This is a genomic window from Gordonia terrae, from assembly GCF_051789125.1.
Lineage (GTDB): Bacteria > Actinomycetota > Actinomycetes > Mycobacteriales > Mycobacteriaceae > Gordonia > Gordonia terrae_A.
The window spans coordinates 502,245-522,105 of record NZ_CP196526.1 but is presented as its reverse complement, the minus strand read 5'-3'; the positions used below and the strand labels follow the sequence as shown (position 1 = coordinate 522,105).

Genomic DNA, 19,861 nt, shown 5'->3' with positions numbered 1-19,861 from the left:
ACGATTGGCGACTGAACTGATCGAGTCCTAGGCTAACCGGGTGAGCAATGGCTTGGAGATGGGGGCCGCGGCATTCGACCGAGGGGTGTCCACCCTTCTGGCCAGCTACCGCGCCATTCCTCCGCACGCGACGGTCCGCCTGGCGAAGAAGACTTCCAACCTCTTTCGCAAGCGCGCCGTCAACCCGCATCCGGGATTGGATGTGTCCGGACTCGATCGGGTGATCTCGGTGGATCCGGAAGCACGCACCGCCGATGTCGCCGGAATGTGCACGTACGAGAACCTGGTCGCCGCGACCCTGCCGTACGGACTGGCGCCACTTGTGGTCCCGCAACTCAAGACCATCACGCTCGGCGGCGCGGTCACCGGACTCGGCATCGAGAGCACCTCGTACCGGTCCGGCCTGCCGCATGAGTCGGTCCTCGAGATCGACATCCTCACCGGCGATGGCGAGATCCTCACCGCGACCCCGACCAACGAGCACGCCGATCTCTTCTACGGGTTCCCGAACTCCTATGGCACGCTCGGCTATTCGGTCCGCCTGCGCATCGAGCTCGAACCCGTGCAGCCCTACGTGGCGCTGCGCCACATCCGCTTCTCGACGATCGCCGAGCTGCAGTCGACGATGGAAGCGATCGTCACCACCAGGACCCATGACGGCGAGCAGGTCGACTACCTCGACGGCGTCGTGTTCTCCGCCGACGAGTCCTATCTCACGCTCGGCCGTCAGACCGACGAGCCGGGCCCGGTCAGCGACTACACCGGGATGGACATCTTCTACCGTTCCATCCAGCAGCGAGAGACCGACCGGCTCACCATCCACGATTACCTCTGGCGCTGGGACACCGACTGGTTCTGGTGTTCGCGGGCGTTCGGAGCCCAGAACCCGAAGATCCGCCGCTGGTGGCCCAAACGCCTCCTGCGCAGCAGCTTCTACTGGAAGCTGATCGGTCTCGACCAGCGGTTCGACATCGGCGACCGGCTCAACGCTCGCAAGGGCCTCCCCCCGGGCGAACGCGTGGTGCAGGACATCGAGGTCCCGATCGAGCGGACCACCGAGTACGTCGAGTGGTTCCTGGCGAACATCCCCATCGAACCGATCTGGTTGTGCCCGCTCCGACTTCGCGACCCCGCTCTTCCCGGCGCCGATGCGATCCGCCCGTGGCCGCTGTATCCGCTTGCCCCGCACCGTACCTACGTCAATGTGGGCTTCTGGTCGGCCGTGCCGGTCACCCCCGGCGATCCGGGTCACACCAACAAGATCATCGAACGCAAGGTCGCCGAACTCGACGGCCACAAGTCGCTGTACTCAGAGAGTTTCTACCCGCCCGAGGAGTTCGACGAACTTTACGGCGGGGAGAGTTATCGGCTCCTCAAGAAGCGGTACGACCCCCGCGGCCGACTGCTGGACCTCTATGCGAAAGCGGTGAAACGCCAATGACCACCTTCAAGGACAGCACACCGTCGAGTGTGGATTCCCACCCCGGCAGAATGACTCTCGCCGAGATCTTCGAAACCCTTCTGGGCGGCAACCTGTCGATCCGGATCTCGGCCTACGACGGCAGCTCGGCCGGCCCCGCCGACGCCCAGTACGGTCTCAACCTCAAGACCCCTCGCGGTACGACGTACCTCGTCACCGCCCCCGGCGATCTCGGACTGGCCCGCGCCTACATCGCAGGCGATCTCGAACTCATCGGCGCCCACCCCGGCGATCCGTACCCGGCACTCAAGGCGCTCGCCAGCAATCTGCAGTTCCACCGCCCGTCCCCGCTGGCGCTCGCCCAGATCGCCCGGTCCCTGGGGATCGAGCACTTCAAACCGATCGCGCCGCCGCCCCAGGAGGCCGTCCCCCGCTGGCGCCGGTTCGCCGAAGGCTTGCGGCACAGCAAGTCTCGTGACGCCGAGGTCATCCACTACCACTACGACGTGTCGAACACCTTCTACGAGTGGGTACTCGGACCGTCGATGACCTACACCTGTGCCGTCTACCCCGAACGGGAGGCGTCGCTCGAAGCCGCGCAGGAGAACAAGTACCGGCTGATCTTCGAGAAGCTGCGCCTCAAACCCGGTGACCGCCTCCTCGACATCGGTTGCGGCTGGGGCGGAATGGTCCGGTACGCCGCACGCCGCGGCGTGCACACCATCGGCGCGACACTCTCCGCCGAGCAGGCCGAATGGGCACAGAAGGCCATCGCCGACGAAGGCCTCGGCGACTTCGCCGAGGTGCGCCACAGTGACTATCGCGACGTCCCCGAGAGCGGTTTCGACGCGGTGTCGTCGATCGGCCTCACCGAACACATCGGCGTCCACAACTACCCCGCCTACTTCGGGTTCATGCGTGACAAGCTCCGCCCGGGCGGCATGCTGCTGAACCACTGCATCACCCGGCCCGACAACGCGAGCCGCACCAAGGCCGGCTCGTTCATCGACCGTTACGTGTTCCCCGATGGCGAGCTCACCGGCTCCGGCAAGATCATCTCCAAACTGCAGGACATCGGTGGCATGGAAGTCATCCACGAGGAGAACTTCCGCGAGCACTACGCAATGACGCTGCGCGACTGGAACATCAACCTCGTCGAGCATTGGGACGAGGCCGTCGCCGAAGTCGGCGAGGGGACGGCCCGCCTATGGGGCCTCTACATGGCAGGGTGTCGAATCGGCTTCGACCGCAACATCATCCAGCTCCACCATGTCCTCGCGACCAAGCTCGACGAGGACGGCTCGCACCAGGTGCCGCTGCGGCCGTGGTGGGACGCCTGACCGACGCCCCACCGGGGTGCGACCGCGCTACTCCAGCGGTCGTGCCCCGAGTTCGGACTTGAGCAACTCCAGCGCCACCTGATCGGGATCGAGGCGCTGTTCGGGACTGCCGGTGCGCGCGTCGGCGACCATCTCCGCACGTTCGTCGGGGGGGATGTCCTCGTCGGCCCGGGGCGGTTCGGGCTCCTCCGGCTCCGCGACCGGTTCGGGTGCCGGAGCCGGTGCCGCACCCTGATCGCGTGCGCGGCTCGGCCGCGAATACGACTGACGGGCCTTGCCCTGCTGTTTGCCCGGTGCGGCGCTGGAACCGCCGGCCGGGGCGGGTGCACCCGGCGCTTGGTGGACGGTCCGGACATCGAGTTCGGTGCCGAACACCTCGGTGAGGGCCTCCCGGATGATCGTCACCGCATGCGGGGCCGACAACCGGCCGACAAGGACCTCGACCGGATGGGACAGGACGACCGTCGAACCGTCGACGTCGGCGATGACCGCGGCCGACAACATCGGCTCTATGCTCTTCGACCGCTCCCGGACCGCGGACCGGATGTCCTGGTACCTCTTGCGGACGGCGTCGACGTCCAGCCCGCCGGTGGGCTCGGGTTCCGGTTCCGGTTCCGGCGTCGGCTCGGGCGCGCGGACCCGTGTCGGCATCGCGTCCGGCGGCGGCACCTCGTACTCGTCGACGGGTTCGTCGGGCAGCGGGACGTCGTCGTACGGCATCGACGATCCCGGTTCGGAAGCCTGCGCCGGCGTCGGACGTGAGGGTGGCTCGGGCGCTGTCGGCGTCCGCGGACCGGTGACGGGCTGCGGGTCGGCCACGGCCTGCAACGTGGCCTGATCTGCCGACGGCTCGTCCCCGACGGGTTGCTCGGCGACCGGTTCGGCTGCGCCGGCCTCGACCGCCGCGTCCTCCACCGCCGACGACGTCGCCGCCTGTTCGACGACCAGCTCGTCGAACATCGACTCGGTGTCGTCGTCGATTTCGAGAGCACCGGCGTCGGGAGCATCGGCGTCGAGAGAGGACTCGGCTGGCGCGTCATCGACGGTCGGCGCGTCGACTGCCGCAGCGGTCTCCGGGGTCTCGACGACGGGTTCGACGACCGGCGGCGTCTCGACGACCGGCGGCGTCTCGACCACAGCAGGTGCCTCGACCGGAGCAGGTGCCTCCACTGCAGCGGGTTCCGCGCGCGACGGTTGCTCCACCGCGGCCGCGGCCACCGGCTGCTCGACCGGTTGTGGCTGTGCGGACGGTGCCGGTGCGGCGTCGGCCTCGGCGACCTCGGCCGCGGCGCGTTCGGCTTCCTCGGCCGCCTTGGCCTCTTCCATCGCCTTGCGCTGTGAGGGGCGGACGAACTTCGGTTCGGGTTCGGGCTCGGCCGGTGCCCCGGGGATCGGGATCGAGGTGGTCCCGATCCCCGACTCCAATCGCTCGAGCCGCTGCAGCAGCGCTGCGTCGTCGGCGGACACCGCGGGCAGCAGCATCCGCGCGCACATGACCTCGAGCAGGAGTCGGGGCGAGGTGGTGCCGCGCATCTCGCCGAGTGCGTCGTGCACGATCTCGGCGAAACGCGTCAGCGACGCCGGTCCGAGGGTCTCGATCTGCGCACGCATACGCGTGAGCTGGTCTCCCGGCGCTTCGACCAGACCGCGATCCGCGGCGTCCGGAACCGCTTGCAGCAGAATCAGATCACGCAATCGTTCGAGGAGGTCGACGGCAAACCGCCGGGGATCGTGCCCGGCGTCGACGACCCGCTCGACCGTCCCGAACAGGGCCGACCCGTCGGCGTCGGCCAAGGCGTCGACGGCGGTGTCGATGAGCGCGACGTCGGTGACACCGAGGAGCGCCAGCGCACGCTCGTAGGCGACGCCGTCGTCGTCGGCACCGGCGAGCAGCTGGTCGAGGATGGAGAGCGAGTCGCGGGGCGAACCACCGCCCGCGCGGATCACCAGCGGGTAGACCTCGGGTGCGACCGTGACGCCCTCGCGTTCGCAGATCTTTTCCAGCAGTCCGCGCATCACCGGCGGCGCGAGCAGCCGGAACGGGTAGTGGTGGGTGCGCGACCGGATGGTGGGCAGCACCTTCTCGGGCTCGGTGGTCGCGAAGACGAAGATGAGGTGCTCGGGCGGCTCCTCCACGATCTTGAGCAGCGCGTTGAAGCCGGCGTTGGTCACCATGTGCGCCTCGTCGACGATGAACACGCGGTAGCGCGACTCGGCCGGTGCGTAGAACGCCCGGTCGCGCAGTTCGCGGGTGTCGTCCACGCCGCCGTGACTCGCGGCGTCGAGTTCGATCACGTCGAGGTTGCCGGGACCGCCCGGGGCGAGCGCCACACAGGATCCGCACTTGCCGCACGGTCGCGACGTCGGCCCCTCGACACAGTTCAGCGACCGGGCCAGGATTCGGGCCGACGACGTCTTGCCACACCCACGCGGACCCGAGAACAGATACGCGTGGTTGATGCGGCCGGAATCGAGCGCGTGGCTCAGCGGATCGGTGACGTGCTCCTGACCCACGACGTCGGCGAAGGTAGCCGGGCGATAGGTGCGATACAGAGCCACGCGTCGAGACTACCGGCGAGGCACGACATCCGATGACCCTGCCTCACACTGTGCGGGCGGACCCCTGATCGGGTGTCTCACCGACGGGTTCCCCGTCGGTTCCGACCAGGTCATCGGCCATCTCGGCGAGTCGATCAGCGCCCGCGGAGATGCGCCCGGACCTGTCCTCTGACTCGGCGCCGCCGCGGCCCGCGGCGCCGGGCCCCGGATCCCGGTGCTCGTCTCCGGACCCGCCGGCGCCGATGTCGCCCGTGGGCAGCCCGCCGTCGGCGATCACCGCCGCCGCGACCCCGGGCGGGATGACGGGTTCGATCGTCGGAGTCGCGGGCCTGCTGCCGACCATCCGGAGTCCGATGACGGTCGCGGCCAGCACACCCAGGTAGGCCCAGAGGTAGGGGCTGACGGTGAACCAGTTGAGCCACGGGATGCCGGTCTTGACGTACAGACCGGTGTAGTAACCGTCGGGGATGAGTGCGGGCACATGAGTCGGCCAGACGAATGCGAGCAGGACGAGAGCCGTCACGCCCGCGCCGGCCCACACCCGCGCCGACGCGGCACGTCTCGTGTCGAGGGCCAAGTGGACCCCGATGACGAGGATCGGCACGAACCAGACCCAGTGGTGCCCCCACGACATCGGCGACACCACGCAGGCCGTCATGCCGACGATGCTGATCGCGAGCAGTTCCTGGCCCTTGCGGTGCGCGTAGGTCGCCACCGCGAAACCGATCGCGAGCGCGATGAGGACCAGCGCCAGCCACAGCAGGGTCGGCGGGTTGTCGGTGTCGAGGTGGTTGGCCAGCATCCCGCGGATGGACTGGTTTCCACGCAACTGCGCCGATCCGACGCGGTCGGATTCGAAGAGTTTGCCCGTCCAGTACGACCACGAGTCCCGCGGCAGGACGGCGAACCCGATGAGCATGGTCGTCGCGAAGCCTGCGAGCACACCGAAGAAGGCGCGCCACTTCCGTTGGACCGCGAAGTAGCCGGCGAAGATCAGCGGCGTGAGCTTGATCCCGGCCGCGACCCCGGTCCCGAAGCCCTTCAACCGGCCACCGCGCCTGCCGCCGTCCGGACGGGTCAGGTCGGCCAGGATGACCAGCATCAGGAACACGTTGATCTGGCCGTACCAGATCGTCGTGCGCACCGGCTCGAACAGCATGGCCACCGCCACGAGCGACATCGCGATCACGCGTAGCGGCCAGGTCACCGGACGGCCGAGACTTCGGAAGCTCAGCATGATCACCAGATACAGCGCGGCGACGATGCCCGCGGTCCACAGCGGGCGCGCGAGGTCGAACGACAGCCATGCCAGCGGACTGAACAGCAGCGCCGAGAACGGCGAGTAGGTGTAGTCGAGGTCGTCGACCATCTTGACGTCGTAGAGGCTGACGCCACCGGTCACCGACCGGGCGCCCGCCTGGTAGACGGCGAGGTCGATCTGGTTGTGGAGAAGTCCCCAGAATTGAGCGCCCAAGGGTACGACGACGTCCTGGAGCGCCAGAGCGATGACCCCCACGACGGCGAAACCGGTTGCGAGAAGAACCGGCCTGGGCAGATTCACGATTTCAAAGCCTGTCACATCAGAGCGTGCTTACCAGCGCACTCGCCGAGGAATGAGAGCAATCTAACGCCACGACCCCGCGCGCCCCGGTGTGTCGGGGGGGCGCCGGGGCCCGGCACGGGTGGGTGCGGTCGGTCAGCTGTGCCGCGCGAGCAGCGTTTCCGCCGACGCGAGCAACACGCACGTCGACACCCCGTCCATGGCGGCCCGCAGGTCGTCGGTGTCGGGGAACGTCGGGGCCAGACGGATGTTCTGGTCGTGCGGATCGGTCTTGTACGGGAAGGCCGAACCGGCACCGGTCAGCGCGATGCCGGCCTCTTTGGCCAGCTCGATGGTGCGTCGCGCCGCACCGTCGACGACGTCGAGGCTGATGAAGTAGCCGCCCTCGGGCTCCGACCACGACGCGACCTTCGACTCGGCGAGGCGGTCCTCGAGGATGTCGAGGACGAGCCGGAACTTCGGGGCGAGGATCTCGCGGTGCCGGGCCATGTGCGCCCGCACGCCGTCGGCGTCGCCGAAGAACTTCAGGTGGCGCAGCTGGTTGACCTTGTCCGGACCGATGGTCTTGAGCGACAGGTACTTGCTGAACCAGGCGAGGTTCTCGTCCGACGATCCGAAGAACGAGACGCCCGCCCCGGCGAAGGTGATCTTCGACGTCGAGCCGAGGACGTACACGCGGTTGGGGTGCCCGGCGGCTGCGGCCATCTCGAGGATCGGCAGCGCGGCGGGCGGATTCTCCACCAGGGTGTGCACCACGTAGGCGTTGTCCCAGTAGATCCGGAAATCGGGGGCCGCGGGCATCTCCAGCAGGCCGCGGGTGACCTCTTCGGAGAAGGTGACGCCGGTCGGGTTGGAGTAGGTCGGGACGGCCCACATGCCCTTGATGCTCGGGTCGTTGGCGACGAGTTCGGCACAAACCCGTACGTCCGGACCGTCCGGCAGCATCGGCACCGGGATCATCTCGATCCCGAAGCTCTCGGTGATCGCGAAATGCCGGTCGTAGCCCGGGGCGGGGCACAGGAACTTGATCGGCTGCCGTCCCCACGGCTCGTCGGAGTCGGCGGTGCCGTGCAGCAGCCCGAACACCGTCAGGTCGTGCATGATCTCGAGGCTCGAGTTGCCCAGTGCGATGAGGTTGTCGGGTTCGACCGCGAGGAGTTCACCGAAGATGCCGCGCAACTCGGGCAGCCCGTTGAGCCCGCCGTAGTTGCGCGTGTCCGTACCCGCACCGTCGCGGTACTCCTCGCCCGGAAGGGACAGCAGGCCGTTGGACAGGTCGAGCTGCTCGGGAGCCGGCTTGCCGCGGGTGAGGTCGAGCTTCAGGCCCAGAGCGCGCAGTGACTCGTACTGCTCGGTCAGATCCGCCTGGGTGTCGCGGAGCTGGTCGGCACTCATCGAGTGGAAGTTCAACGTGGGCCCTCTCGCGGCTCGACGCCGGTGCGGGTGGCCGACGCCGCAGACCTAGAAAATGTGTATCGGATATAGGGGACCCCGCGCACCCGAGAGAGCCCGTTGACCCTTGCTGCCTTCCGGCCCTGGGGGAGTTCACAGGATGCACGCCGCGCGGGATCCGTCGTCCAGTGTAGCGAGGGGTTCCGGCGGGTTCAGCCGGGGTCCTCGATAGTGCGGTCCGGCCGGCGCCGACACCGGGAACGACGAAGGTCCGCCGTGCACCCGGCGTGCGGGTGTCACTGCGGACCTTCGGTGGCGGAGGATAGGGGATTCGAACCCCTGAGGGCTGTTAACCCAACCCGCGTTCCAGGCGAGCGCCATAGGCCACTAGGCGAATCCTCCAACGTCGAGATGATAGCCGCCAGGCGCGCGCACACCCAAACCGTTCGGTCACGCAGCGACGGACGCTAGGGTTGCGGACATGCCCGATTCCTCTCCCATCGTCGTTGTCGGAGCCACCGGAGGGCAGGGCGGCGCCGTGCTCGATGCGCTGCTCGACGCCGGTTTCCCGGTCCGCGCCGTGGTCCGAGACGCGGTCTCGACGAAGGCTGCGCGTCTCGCCGATCGCGGCGTCGAACTCGCGGTCGGGGACATCGTGAGTGGTGTGGGACTCGCCGACGCGTTCGCCGGTTCCGCGGGTGTCTTCGCGCTCACGACGCCGTTCGAGTCCGGAGTCGAGGCGGAGATCGCTCAGGGCACCGCGCTGATCCAGGCGGCGACGTCGGCGTCGATCCCCTACCTCGTGTTCTCGTCGGTGGCCTCGGCCGACCGGCAGAGCGGTGTTCCCCACTTCGACTCGAAGTTCGAGGTCGAGAAGATGCTCGCAGCCACCGACATCCCGCACACGATCGTCGGCCCGGCCTACTTCTTCGACAACCTCCTCGGGGGCGCCGACGCCCTGGCCGCCGGGGTCATGCCCATCGCGATGCCCGCGGACAAACCGCTGCAGCAGCTCTCCCGACGCGACCTCGGCCGACTGGTCGCCGAGCTGTTCGCAGCTCCGGATGTCCACATCGGCCAACGCATCGACCTGGCATCCGACCAGCCGACCCCCAACGAGATGGCGCGGATCATCAGCGAGGTCCTCGGGACCACGGTCACGGCCGAATCCTATGACCCCGAACGCATCTCGTCCGACGACATGCGTGCGATGTTCACCTTCCTGGGCGGCCGCGGGTACGAGGTCGACATCCCGACGCTGCATCGTCGATTCCCCGACGTCGGGTGGCAGAGCTTCGCGAACTGGGCTGCCGAGGCACTGCCTTCCTGACCGGAGGCCCCTGACGGGGATCCGTATGACGTTGCACCCGGATTCCGGACTCGACGTCATACGGATGGCGCCGGTCCCTCATCCGTCGGATCGGCGGTTGCCCTTCTCGTCCCAGTGCTCGGCGACCTTCTTGCTCGGCTGCACGCGTGGCGGTTCACCCGGCATCTTGGGGTAACTGGGCGGATAGGGCATGTCCCCCAGTCCGTTCGCGTCGTCCTCCTGCACCATCTCGAGGAGCTTCTCGACGCCCCGGCGGTGGTCAGCGATGTCGGCCCACGGGTCGCCACGTTCGGCGAGGAGCTTCGGGACCGTGGCCATCGTGCAGTCGTCGGGGTCGACGTCGGCGAGTTCGGCCCACGTCACCGGCGTCGACACCCGACCGCGAGCGCTGCGTCGAACCGAATACGGTGACGCCATCGTCCGGTCCCGGGCGTTCTGGTTGTAGTCGATGAAGATGCGTTCTCCGCGTTCCTCTTTCCACCACGAGGTGGTGACCGCGTCGGGATCGCGGCGTTCGAGTTCGCGGGCGAGGGCGATGACACATCGCCGGGTCGCGATGAAGTCCCAGAGCGGTTCGACGGGCACGTAGACATGGACTCCGCGACCACCCGAGGTCTTGACGAAACCGGTGAACCCGAGCTCGTCGAGCAACGGTTTCAGTCCCTCGATCGCCACACGCCGAACGTCGTCGAAGGTCGTGCCGGGCTGCGGATCGAGGTCGATGCGGAGCTGGTCGGGGTGATCGTTGTCGGGATGCAGCGTCGGCCAGGTGTGAAATGTGACGGTCCCCAGGTTGGCGCCCCACACCAGGTCGGCGGGCACCGTCGGCCGGATCGCGTCACCGGTTCGCTTGGAGGGGAACACGATCGGGGTCGACTGCACATGCTCGGGACGCTTCTTCGCGATGTGCTTCTGATAGATCTCCTCGCCCTCGACACCGTCGGGGAAGCGCTGCAGGAACGTCGGCCGGTCGCGGGCCGCACGCATCAACGGCCCCTCACTGTCGTCGCCGACCCCGAGCGCCACGGTGCGGTAGTACCCCACGAGGTCGCGCTTGCGGCCGCCGTTCTCACCGAGCTCGGGGAAGTAGATCTTGTCCGGGTTGCTCAATCGGACGGCGACCCCGTCGACGTCGAGTTCTTCTGCGGGAGAACGAGTTGCCATGGGTCACTGCCCTTCGAGTACGTCGTGGAGGTCGTAGGTGAGGGGGACCTCGAGCTGGTCGTAGCCGCAGCTCTCCGGATCCCGGTCGGGGCGCCACCGCAGGAACTTCACGGTGTGCCGGAACCGCTGGTTCTCCATCTGGTCGTAGGCGAACTCGGCGACCAACTCGGGCCGGATGGGGATCCACTCCCCCGACTTCTCCGAGCGCCACCGCGTCGGTTCGCCGGGCGACGCCTTCTCCGGGTCGAGCCGCATCGGCTCGAACATCTCCTGCAACTCGACGCGTTTGGCGTCGGAGAACGCCCCCGCTCCCCCGACCATCCGCAACTCCCCGTCGTCGCCGTACAGGCCGAGCAGCATCGATCCGATTCCGGTGCCGGACTTGTGAATCCGGTACCCGAAGATCACGCAGTCCGCTGTCCGCTTGTGCTTGACCTTCAGCATCTCGCGCTTGTTCTCCACGTAGACACCGGAAAGTCGCTTCGCGACCACCCCGTCGAGTCCCGCCCCCTCGAAGGCCGAGAACCAGTCCTCGGCGACAGCGGGATCGGCGGTGACCCGGCTGACGTGCATCCGACGGTCGCGACCGCCCGGTCCGACGGCGCGCAGAAGTGCCTCCCGCCGGACCTCGAACGGTTCGTCCTTCACACTCGTCGACTCCAGCGCGAGGGCGTCGAAGCCGATGAAGATCGCCGGGGTCTTCTCGGCGAGCATGTTCACCCGCGACTCGGCGGGATGTATCCGTTGCGCCAGTGAGTCCCAATCCAGTCGGTGGGTGTCTCCGATGAGGGCAGGCACCCCGAGCTCGCCGTCGAGGACCACCTTCTCCGGCAACTCATCCTTGGCTGCGGCGACGATCTCGGGAAAGTACCGGGCCAGGTCCTTGCCGCCGCGCGAACCGATCGAGACCTCATCGCCGTCCCGGAAGATCAGGGCCCGGAAGCCATCCCACTTCGGCTCGTACGACCAGTCCGGCGAGCCGTCGGGTTGCGGCGGCACGCTGGTCACCGCCTTGGCCAGCATCGGCGCGACGGGCGGCATGACCGGGAGATCCATGGACGTCATCGTTCCTCACTTCTCGACGAGACCGCAACGCCCCGCGCCGCTGGGTCACCGGCGGCTGCACGCGGCGCCGGACCCCAGGACAGACCCGGCTCGGCCCCGGTTCTCATGGGTGTGGGCGGTAACCTCGACGCGATGTCGACACACGCACCCGCGGGCCGCTACGCGCCCTCCCCGTCGGGCGACCTCCACGTCGGCAATCTCCGCACCGCGGTCCTCGCATGGCTCTTCGCCCGCACGACCGGGCGTCGCTTCCTCATCCGGATGGAAGATCTGGATCGAGCCGTCGCCGGGTCCGATGCCCGTCAGCTGGCCGATCTGGGCGCGCTCGGCATCGACTGGGATCCGCCGGTGGTCCGGCAGAGCGACCGCCGGAACACCTACCGCGACATCATCGGCCGATTGCACGACCAGGGCCGGACGTTCGAGTGCTTCTGCACCCGACGCGAGATCCTCGAGGCCCCGTCCGCGCCCCACGCGCCGCAGGGCGCCTACCCGGGGACATGCCGCGATCTCACCGGGGCTCAGCGCGACGAACGCCGCGCGCACCGGCCCCCGGCCATCCGTATCCGCGCCGACGTCGCCGAGTTCGAGGTCAACGATGTGCTACACGGCACCTACACCGGTGTGGTCGACGACTTCGTGATCCAGCGCAACGACGGCACACCGGCGTACAACCTGGCCGTCGTCGTCGACGATGCCGCCCAGGGCATCGATCAGGTGGTGCGCGGCGACGACCTGTTGTCCTCGGCGCCGCGACAGGCCTACCTGGCGACGCTGCTCGGAACCCCGCCACCGATCTACGCGCACGTTCCGATGGTGCTCAACTCCGCAGGAGTCCGCCTCAGCAAGCGGGACGGCGCCGTGACGCTCGCCGACCTCGCCACCGAGGGGGTCCCGTCGTCGACCGTGCTGTCGCGGATCGCGCACTCGCTGGGGCTCGGTGGTCGGGACGAGCCGGTGGACCTCTCCCTGCTCGCCGACCGTTTCGATCCGGCAGCGCTGCCGCGGCAACCCTGGATTCTCACGGCCGACGAGTGGGCGTAGCGCCCTTCGTGGCTCGCTCCGCTCGCACCTCAGGGAACTGGGGCGGCCTCGCTCGCACCTCAGGGAACAGGGCCTCTGTTCCCTGAGGTGCGAGGAGCACTGGCACATCACCCTCCGCTCCCTGAGGTGCGAGGAGCGTTAGCGACGAGCCGCGAAGGGTCGGCGACGCACGCTCGCCCGCCGTCTACGCCGTGGTCGACAGCAGGCGCTGGAGCACGTCGTTGATCGTGATCAGCCCCACCGCGCGTCCGTCGTCGGTGACGAGCGCGAGGTGGGCGCGCTGCTCCCGCATGGACGTGAGCGCCTCGTACACCGGCTGGGCCGCCTCGATGACCAGGACCGGCCGCATGAGGTCGGCGGCCGTCGTCCCGGGCGGCGCACTCAGGCTGTCCCGCACATGGACGACACCGCGCACCGGCGACCCGGTGGCGTCGTCGCGCACCAGCAGACGGAGATGGCCCGATGTCCTTCCGGCCGTCTGGATCTCGTCGGTGCCGGCGGTCGGACCCACGACGCCGAGGTGGTCGTTGGGGGTCACCACGTCTCGCACCGTCAGCGATTCCAACTCCAGCGCGCTCGTCAGGTGCGCGTGATACCGCTCGTCCAGGGTCCCGACCGTTGCCGAGTGTTCCACGAGGTGGCGCAGCGCGTCGCTGTCCTGACCGGTGGCCACCTGGTCCACCGGCTCGACGCCGACGCGCTTGAGGCACCAGTTGGCCAGGTGGTTGAGCTGCACGATGAGCGGCCGGGTCACCCACATGAAGGCACGCATCGGCAGGGCCAGCATGATCGCCGACCGTTCGGGATGTGCGATGGCCCACGATTTGGGTGCCATCTCACCGACCACCAGGTGCAGGAAGGTGACGATGATGAGCGCCAGCACGAAGCCCACCACGTCGGCCGACCAGTACGGCAGCCCCCAGTCGACGAAGAGCGGTGTGAGCCAGTGGTGCACAGCCGGTTTGGTGACCGAACCGAGCGCCAGGGTGCACACCGTGATCCCGAGCTGGGAACCGGCGAGCAGCACCGACAGTTCCGAGGCGCTGCGGAGCGCGGCGCGGGCGCTGCCACTGGAGGCGGCCGCGTCCTCGAGGCGGTGCCTGCGGGCCGCGATCAGCGCGAACTCGACCGCGACGAAGAACGCACTCGCCGCGATCAGGGCCACGGTCACCACTCCGACGATCAACGGGTCATCCATGGTCGCCCTCCTGTCCGGTCGTGCCGCCCGAGCCCTCGGTGCCGATGTCCGAGGCGTCGTCGACGACGGTCATCGACAACAGCGCGGGGACACGCTTGTCCACCTCCAGCACCGTCGCGCGCACCGTGCGTGGTGGTGACTCGTCGTCCTCGAGCAGGTCGGCCGGGTCGGGTTCGATGTGGATGACCACGCTGTCGCCTACTTCGGGTAGCCCGACGAACTCGGCGATCACCAGGCCGGCCATCGTCTCGTAGTCGCCTTCGGGGAGTTCCCAGCCGATGGTTCGGGAGACCTCGTCGACGTGTGCGTCACCTCGCACACGCCATCCGTCGGCGGTCTCCTCGATCGCCACCGACGCCTCGGGGTCATGCTCGTCGTCGATCTCACCGACGAGTTCCTCCGCGATGTCCTCGGCGGTGACGACGCCGGCGAAACCGCCGTATTCATCGATGACGACCGCCATCTCGTCGTGTGCGTCGGCGAGGTTCTCCAACACCTCGGGCAGTGGCAGCGTCGAGGGCACCACGACCGCGCGACGACACAGGTCGAGCGCGGTTGCCGACGGATCAGCTTGTGGCGGCGACTGTTTCAGGGCGTAGGTCCACTCGAGGAGATCCTGGAGGTGGACCACACCGCGCACCTCGTCGTCGCCACCGGCCAGCACCGGGTAGCGGGTGTGTCCGGTGCTCATCAGCGCGAGGACGTCACCGGCCGGCAACGTCGCGTCGACGTGGTCGGTGTTGGGACGTGCGATCATCGCGTGTTCGGCGGTCCGCGTAGGGAATTCGAGGACGCGGTCGAGCAGCACCGACAGCTCGTCGGGCAATTCGCCTGCGTCCCGGGACTCCGCGACTATGTGTTCGAGGTCCCGCACCGACGCAGAGTGCTCGACGTCGTGGACCGGCTCGATGCGCAACGCCTTCAGTAACAGGTTGGAAGCCTTGTCGAAGAGGGAGATCAGCCAGCCGAAGACCGCCAGGTAGATGGTGGTCGACCGCGAGAGCCACAGGGCCACCGGCTCGGGCCGCGCGATCGCGAGGTTCTTCGGGAACAGCTCGCCGAACACCATCTGCACGACAGTGGAGAAAAGGATCGCGATGATCGTGCCGATGGCCACGCCGACGCCCACCGGGATGCCGACCTCGCCGAGCAGTTCGCCGACGCCGGAACCGATCAGCGGTTCGGCGACGTAACCGACGAGCAGACCGGTGACGGTGATGCCCAGCTGAGCGCCGGAGAGCATGAACGACGTGCGGCGGGTGACGGTGAGTGCGCGTTTCGCGGCGGCGTCACCGGCCTCGGCACGGGATTTCAGGCGGGAACGGTCGACCGCCATGTAGCCGAATTCCTGGGCCACGAAGTAGCCGGTCAGGGCGGTGATCAGAAAGACCACCAGAATTCCGAGTCCGATCCCGAGGAGCGTCAGCATGTGACTGGCCCGGGGCCGGCACCGGGCGGAATACCCGGGTGGATCGATTCACAACAGGGGGCCGACTGGTGTCGTCGTCGGCGTTTTCGGCGCTTTCCGCGTCTCATCGTCTCTCTCGCTGGTGCTCGACTGTTCATACCGGGTGCCGAGCGTCGGGGCGTGTGCGTAAATGTCCGGTATGTCGACCCAACGTACCGAATGTGTCCAGGGTTCCACAGCACGGCACCGAGAGGCGGCACCCCGTCTCGAGCGCGTGGTGTGTGGCCTCGTCCGATTCACAGTCCGCACCCCATTGTGTCGTAGACCACTATGGCGTAGCCTTTGGCCCAACCATTTGCAGACCGAATGATTCAACTCTTAATTGGCCCAGCCAATGAAGGAAGGTGCACCGTGCAGATCACCGCCGCCGTCGCTCACGGCCCCAACGAGGAGTTCGCCCTCACGAACGTCGATCTCGCCCAGCCACGGGCAGACGAGGTCGTGGTCGAGATCAGAGGGGTGGGTCTCTGCCACACCGACATCGCCGCACGCGACGGCGTGTACGGGTTGCCCTACCCCCTCGTCCTCGGGCACGAGGGCAGCGGCGTCGTCGTCGAGGTCGGCTCCGATGTCACGTCCCTGTCCGCCGGCGACGAGGTCGCCGTGTCCTTCAGCAGTTGCGGCCGGTGCCGGCCCTGCTCGAATGGCCTTCCCGCCTATTGCGCCGAGTTCACGGCGGAGAACTACATCGGGAGCAGGCCGGACGGGTCGTCGACGATCTCCGACGGGGACTCGGTCGTACACGGACACTTCTTCGGTCAGAGCTCGTTCGCGTCCCACGCCCTAGTCCGCGAGAGCAACGCGGTCAAGGTCGACACCGATCTCGACATCTCGCTGGTCGGCCCACTCGGGTGCGGAATCCAGACCGGAGCCGGAGCCGTCATGCGGTCGATGGCGTGCACAGCCGGTAGCGCACTGGTGGTGCTCGGCGGTGGTCCCGTCGGTCTCGCCGCCGTCATGGGCGCGGTACTCCGGGAGTGCTCGACCATCGTCGTCGTCGAGCCGCTCGCGGCCCGCCGGGACATCGCCACCGAGCTCGGCGCGACACATGTCATCGATCCGGTCGGCGCCGATCTGACCGCCGAGCTCTCCGCGATCGCCGAGGAGGGCGTCGACTACGTCTTCGACACCACCGGACGGGTCGACGTGATCAACGCGGCGGTGGCGGCGGCTGCACAGAATGCGACCGTCGGCCTCGTCGGCGTACCGTCCGACTTCTCCGTCGACCTCCCGGTCAACATCGTCGGCGCGATGCAACGGGGTCTCACCATCCGCGGGATCGTCGAGGGCGACAGCGACCCGCAGACCTTCATCCCCGAGCTGCTCGAGCACCACGCCGCGGGCCGGTTCCCGTTCGACTCGCTGATCACGACATATCCGTTCTCACAGATCAACGACGCGGTCGCGGCACAGGAGCGCGGCGAGGTGACGAAGCTGGTGCTCGTTCCCGACGCCTGATCCGAGCGCACCACTCACCCATCACGACGCCAGGAAGGCCTTTCATGATCCGCCCCGAAGACGCAGAACTGCACCCCGTTGACCCGTCGCTGACGACCTGGACCGAGACGATCGGGTTCTGGTTCGCCATCCCCGAAGAGCAGATCTACGGGAACGTGTATGTCCTCGCCCGCCCCAACGTGGGCGCCGCGATCTCGTCGATCAACGTGGTGCAGGGCATCAACAGATACCCCTTCACCGTCGACATGACGGATCCGCAGATGCACTGCCCCTGCCCGGACTCCATGCTCAATTTCTCTTTGCAGAGCGGCCTGGAGGTCGATGTGACCGGACCGCCCACCGACTACCACTTCCGATACGAGAACCTCGCGGGCACATGCTCGTTCGACATGCAGCTGACCGGCGCGATGCCGGCATGGGATGCCACCGATCCCGCGGAGAACCCACTGCTGTCCGCACCCGACGGTGACCACGAGGATCTCGGACTCGGGGATGCCTGGGCGGGCGGTCATCTCGACTTCGTCGGACGCGTCCGCGGCGAGCTGACCCTGCGCGGCAGGCGATACGAGATCGACGCCATGGGCGGTATGGACCGCAGCTGGGGAACGCGCAACGAGCTGGGCACCACCGCCATCTCCTACATACACATCCCGTTCGACGAGGACCTCGGGATCCATCTGGTGACCGGCGCCGACCTCGTCGGTGGCGAGGTCGTCTACGGCCCACTGCGTTTCGGATACATCCACGACCGCGACAAGGTTCTCGGCCTCACCGAGGCCTCGGTCACGGGACATCAGCAGGGGCTCAGTCCCTTCCAGAACGAGATCACGGTCACCGACCAGACGGGGAGGACGATCACGGTGCGCGGTTCAGCCATCGCCAGCGCCCCCTGGTACACGTTCAGCCCCGCCTACGCGACCTTTCAATCGTTGATGCATTACGAACTGAACGGCAAGCACGCCTTCGGATTACAGGCCGATGTATATGGCATCGAATTCCTCGCCGACCGCACCTCCCGGCACGGGAGCCTCACCGCCGAGTCCTTCGGTCCCGGCATCTAGTTCCCGCCTCGCACCGGACCGATCAGGAACACCGATCAGGAAAGACCATGACCCAGACCCTCTCCCAACCCGCCACACCGGCGACCGAATTCGTCACCTCGGTTCGCGACAGGTTCCCCACCGACCCCGCCGGCCAGCGTGCCATCGACCGAAAGATCGCCCGTCGTGAGGGCCCGGGGTGGACTCCGCTGACCCTGGACGAACTCGTGGACGCGGTTCGACGCCTCGTCACCTCGCAGGTCGGCGCCGGCACGAACGTCGAGATACGCAACCCCTCGTGGTTGACCGGTGGCGCGTCCAAGATCCAGATGGCCTTCGAGCTCGTCACCGACGAATCCCAGGAGCCCACGCCACTTCTCCTGCGGATGGATCCCCCTGAGTCCCTCAACGCCACCATCAAATCGAGCGAGTTCGACGTTCTCCGCGGCGTACGCGGCGTCATACCGACACCGGAGGTCCTCTGGGTCGACGACGACGCCCGTCATCTACCCGAACCCGGCCTCATCTGCGGTTTCGTGGACGGTGTCACCAAGCCGACCCGGGCATCCTCGGGTCAGGTGAGCGGACTCGGCACGAACTTCGGCAAGGCTCTGCGTGCGCCCCTCGGCACTCAACTGATCGACCACCTCGCGGCACTTCACACCGTCGATCCCACCTCGTGGGCGTCCGACGCGCTGACGCTTCCCACCGTCGGAACCACCGAGAGCGCGTTGTCGCGCCTCAACTTCGACCGGCAGCTATGGGCTCTGGACAAGCTCGACGCGTCGCCCGTCATGGAACTCGCCGCGAACTGGCTGGCGCGCAACCTACCGGTGCTCGACCGGGTCAGCGTGGTCCACGGCGATTTCCGAAGCGGCAATTTCCTTTTCGACGAGAGCACCGAGACCGTGACCGCATGGCTCGACTGGGAGTCTGCGCATCTCGGCGATCGCCACTACGATCTCGCGTATTGCTCGCAGGATCTCTTCGGACACTATGACGAATCGGGTGAGAAGTTCCTGGTCTCCGGCTTGATTCCCCGCGACGAGTTCTTCGAACGATACGAGCAGGCATCGGGTCTGAGTGTCGACCGCGAGCGGTTGCGCTGGTACTCGATCTATTCCGGTTTCTCCTCGACCGTTAAAACACTCGCCACATCGATGCGTATCGCGCAGCTGGGCCGGTCACACCAGGACGTGCTCCTGGCCCGGCTGGAGGGCACGGTTCCGATCCTGCTGGGGCAGCTCGGACGTCAACTGAGGGAGGTCATCTGACCATGGATTTCACCACGATCACATTGAACGCGGCGGCAAAGGCCATGGAGGACGCGGTCATACCGGCACTCGCGGCCTCGGGCCAGCGTCAAGCTGTCGAACAGGCCCACCTCGTGTGGGATGCGATCCGATTCGCACGAGATCGGGTCGATCTCATCGGCGAACGACGTCGCACCGAGGCACTCGACCTCATCGGCCTGATCGGCCGGCTGGCCGATCTCGATGTCGCACACGAGGTGGGGACGGCGGATCGACTTCACCGCATCCACGACGAGTCGCTCGCGGTGGTTGCCGATCCGGAGACGACCGCCGAACGCTACGCGGCGCTGATCAGAGAACTCGGCGACGAACTCACCTCGATGCTCGAGGTCGCCGACCGAGCGGGTGACCAGGACCGGTCGACGATCGAACGGCTGGTTCTCGACCATGCACTGCAACGCCTCGAACTCGACCGGGCGTGGCTGCTGCCGATGGGCTTCGACCCGGAACCGTCGACCGTCGCCGATCTGCGCACTCTGCTGGGTCAAGGAGTGTCCGCGTCGTGACCG

General features: G+C 67.6%; 15 protein-coding genes, 1 tRNA gene and 1 other RNA gene. 8 read left to right on the top strand and 9 right to left on the bottom strand.

Features of this window, described 5'->3' with window-relative positions; translation table 11 throughout:
* Positions 1 to 58: 58 nt before the first annotated feature.
* Both ACSUZC_RS02320 and ACSUZC_RS02315 read left to right on the top strand, forming a co-directional pair.
* The gene (locus ACSUZC_RS02320; protein ID WP_439032964.1) at positions 59 to 1,441 is read left to right on the top strand and encodes an FAD-binding oxidoreductase; all 1,383 of its coding nucleotides are present in this window, start codon (positions 59 to 61) and stop codon (positions 1,439 to 1,441) included.
* Positions 1,438 to 2,760, top strand: coding sequence for a class I SAM-dependent methyltransferase (locus ACSUZC_RS02315; protein WP_439031330.1), 1,323 nt, complete (start codon positions 1,438 to 1,440; stop codon positions 2,758 to 2,760). The genes ACSUZC_RS02320 and ACSUZC_RS02315 overlap by 4 nt, the downstream gene beginning before the upstream one ends.
* 27 nt (positions 2,761 to 2,787) lie before the next feature.
* Here the strand turns inward: ACSUZC_RS02315 and ACSUZC_RS02310 are convergent, their stop codons facing one another.
* The 5 genes from ACSUZC_RS02310 to ACSUZC_RS02290 form a co-directional block, all read right to left on the bottom strand.
* The gene (locus ACSUZC_RS02310; protein WP_439031329.1) at positions 2,788 to 5,319 is read right to left on the bottom strand and encodes a DNA polymerase III subunit gamma and tau; all 2,532 of its coding nucleotides are present in this window, start codon (positions 5,317 to 5,319) and stop codon (positions 2,788 to 2,790) included.
* Positions 5,320 to 5,362: 43 nt separating this feature from the next.
* Positions 5,363 to 6,880: a glycosyltransferase 87 family protein gene (locus tag ACSUZC_RS02305; protein ID WP_439031328.1), complete on the bottom strand. Its 1,518-nt coding sequence runs from the start codon at positions 6,878 to 6,880 to the stop codon at positions 5,363 to 5,365.
* A 135-nt stretch (positions 6,881 to 7,015) separates the two neighbouring features.
* The gene (locus tag ACSUZC_RS02300; protein ID WP_439031327.1) at positions 7,016 to 8,290 is read right to left on the bottom strand and encodes an aminotransferase class I/II-fold pyridoxal phosphate-dependent enzyme; all 1,275 of its coding nucleotides are present in this window, start codon (positions 8,288 to 8,290) and stop codon (positions 7,016 to 7,018) included.
* A 70-nt stretch (positions 8,291 to 8,360) separates the two neighbouring features.
* An RNA gene (gene ffs, locus ACSUZC_RS02295) (signal recognition particle sRNA small type) lies at positions 8,361 to 8,455 on the bottom strand.
* 130 nt (positions 8,456 to 8,585) lie between these two features.
* Positions 8,586 to 8,674, bottom strand: a tRNA-Ser gene (locus ACSUZC_RS02290).
* A gap of 79 nt (positions 8,675 to 8,753) precedes the next feature.
* Between ACSUZC_RS02290 and ACSUZC_RS02285 the strand changes: the two genes are divergently transcribed.
* Positions 8,754 to 9,602, top strand: a complete 849-nt coding sequence (locus ACSUZC_RS02285) for an NmrA/HSCARG family protein (protein WP_439031326.1) — start codon at positions 8,754 to 8,756, stop codon at positions 9,600 to 9,602.
* A gap of 78 nt (positions 9,603 to 9,680) precedes the next feature.
* Here ACSUZC_RS02285 and ACSUZC_RS02280 read toward each other — a convergent pair whose 3' ends face one another.
* Positions 9,681 to 10,766: a DNA polymerase domain-containing protein gene (locus ACSUZC_RS02280; RefSeq protein WP_439031325.1), complete on the bottom strand. Its 1,086-nt coding sequence runs from the start codon at positions 10,764 to 10,766 to the stop codon at positions 9,681 to 9,683.
* Positions 10,767 to 10,769: 3 nt separating this feature from the next.
* A complete protein-coding gene (locus tag ACSUZC_RS02275; RefSeq protein ID WP_439033239.1) occupies positions 10,770 to 11,822 on the bottom strand; it encodes an ATP-dependent DNA ligase in 1,053 nt (350 codons plus the stop codon).
* Between the two features lie 141 nt (positions 11,823 to 11,963).
* Between ACSUZC_RS02275 and gluQRS the strand changes: the two genes are divergently transcribed.
* Entirely contained in the window at positions 11,964 to 12,875 is a 912-nt protein-coding gene (gluQRS, locus tag ACSUZC_RS02270) for a tRNA glutamyl-Q(34) synthetase GluQRS (protein ID WP_439031324.1), read from the top strand.
* Between the two features lie 184 nt (positions 12,876 to 13,059).
* On the opposite strand, the gene ACSUZC_RS02265 is transcribed toward gluQRS, so the two are convergent.
* Positions 13,060 to 14,073 (bottom strand): hemolysin family protein, encoded by a 1,014-nt coding sequence (locus ACSUZC_RS02265; RefSeq protein ID WP_439031323.1) that lies wholly within the window; start codon positions 14,071 to 14,073, stop codon positions 13,060 to 13,062.
* Positions 14,066 to 15,502 (bottom strand): hemolysin family protein, encoded by a 1,437-nt coding sequence (locus ACSUZC_RS02260; protein ID WP_439031322.1) that lies wholly within the window; start codon positions 15,500 to 15,502, stop codon positions 14,066 to 14,068. Before ACSUZC_RS02260 ends, ACSUZC_RS02265 begins: the two co-directional genes overlap by 8 nt.
* Positions 15,503 to 15,892: 390 nt before the next feature.
* Here ACSUZC_RS02260 and ACSUZC_RS02255 point away from each other — a divergent pair, with 390 nt between their 5' ends.
* From ACSUZC_RS02255 to ACSUZC_RS02240, 4 genes are read left to right on the top strand one after another with little or no spacing between them, the layout of a single operon-like run.
* Positions 15,893 to 16,999, top strand: coding sequence for an NAD(P)-dependent alcohol dehydrogenase (locus ACSUZC_RS02255; RefSeq protein WP_439031321.1), 1,107 nt, complete (start codon positions 15,893 to 15,895; stop codon positions 16,997 to 16,999).
* A 44-nt stretch (positions 17,000 to 17,043) separates the two neighbouring features.
* On the top strand, positions 17,044 to 18,060 hold the full coding sequence (locus ACSUZC_RS02250; protein ID WP_439031320.1) for a DUF7064 domain-containing protein: 1,017 nt from the start codon (positions 17,044 to 17,046) through the stop codon (positions 18,058 to 18,060).
* Positions 18,061 to 18,107: 47 nt separating this feature from the next.
* Complete coding sequence (locus tag ACSUZC_RS02245; RefSeq protein WP_439031319.1) at positions 18,108 to 19,313, top strand: phosphotransferase family protein; 1,206 nt, start codon at positions 18,108 to 18,110, stop codon at positions 19,311 to 19,313.
* 2 nt (positions 19,314 to 19,315) lie between these two features.
* A complete protein-coding gene (locus ACSUZC_RS02240) occupies positions 19,316 to 19,858 on the top strand; it encodes a hypothetical protein (RefSeq protein ID WP_439031318.1) in 543 nt (180 codons plus the stop codon).
* Positions 19,859 to 19,861: the final 3 nt, after the last annotated feature.

Excerpts from the sequence above, each read along its gene's own strand:
- ACSUZC_RS02320 (WP_439032964.1), top strand. The coding sequence starts at position 59 with ATGGGGGCCGCGGCATTCGACCGAGGGGTGTCCACCCTTCTGGCCAGC.
- ACSUZC_RS02275 (WP_439033239.1), bottom strand. The coding sequence starts at position 11,822 with ATGGATCTCCCGGTCATGCCGCCCGTCGCGCCGATGCTGGCCAAGGCG.
- ACSUZC_RS02240 (WP_439031318.1), top strand. The coding sequence starts at position 19,316 with ATGGATTTCACCACGATCACATTGAACGCGGCGGCAAAGGCCATGGAG.
- ACSUZC_RS02315 (WP_439031330.1), top strand. The coding sequence starts at position 1,438 with ATGACCACCTTCAAGGACAGCACACCGTCGAGTGTGGATTCCCACCCC.
- ACSUZC_RS02265 (WP_439031323.1), bottom strand. The coding sequence starts at position 14,073 with ATGGATGACCCGTTGATCGTCGGAGTGGTGACCGTGGCCCTGATCGCG.
- ACSUZC_RS02285 (WP_439031326.1), top strand. The coding sequence starts at position 8,754 with ATGCCCGATTCCTCTCCCATCGTCGTTGTCGGAGCCACCGGAGGGCAG.
- gluQRS (WP_439031324.1), top strand. The coding sequence starts at position 11,964 with ATGTCGACACACGCACCCGCGGGCCGCTACGCGCCCTCCCCGTCGGGC.
- ACSUZC_RS02280 (WP_439031325.1), bottom strand. The coding sequence starts at position 10,766 with ATGGCAACTCGTTCTCCCGCAGAAGAACTCGACGTCGACGGGGTCGCC.
- ACSUZC_RS02245 (WP_439031319.1), top strand. The coding sequence starts at position 18,108 with ATGACCCAGACCCTCTCCCAACCCGCCACACCGGCGACCGAATTCGTC.
- ACSUZC_RS02250 (WP_439031320.1), top strand. The coding sequence starts at position 17,044 with ATGATCCGCCCCGAAGACGCAGAACTGCACCCCGTTGACCCGTCGCTG.
- ACSUZC_RS02260 (WP_439031322.1), bottom strand. The coding sequence starts at position 15,502 with ATGCTGACGCTCCTCGGGATCGGACTCGGAATTCTGGTGGTCTTTCTG.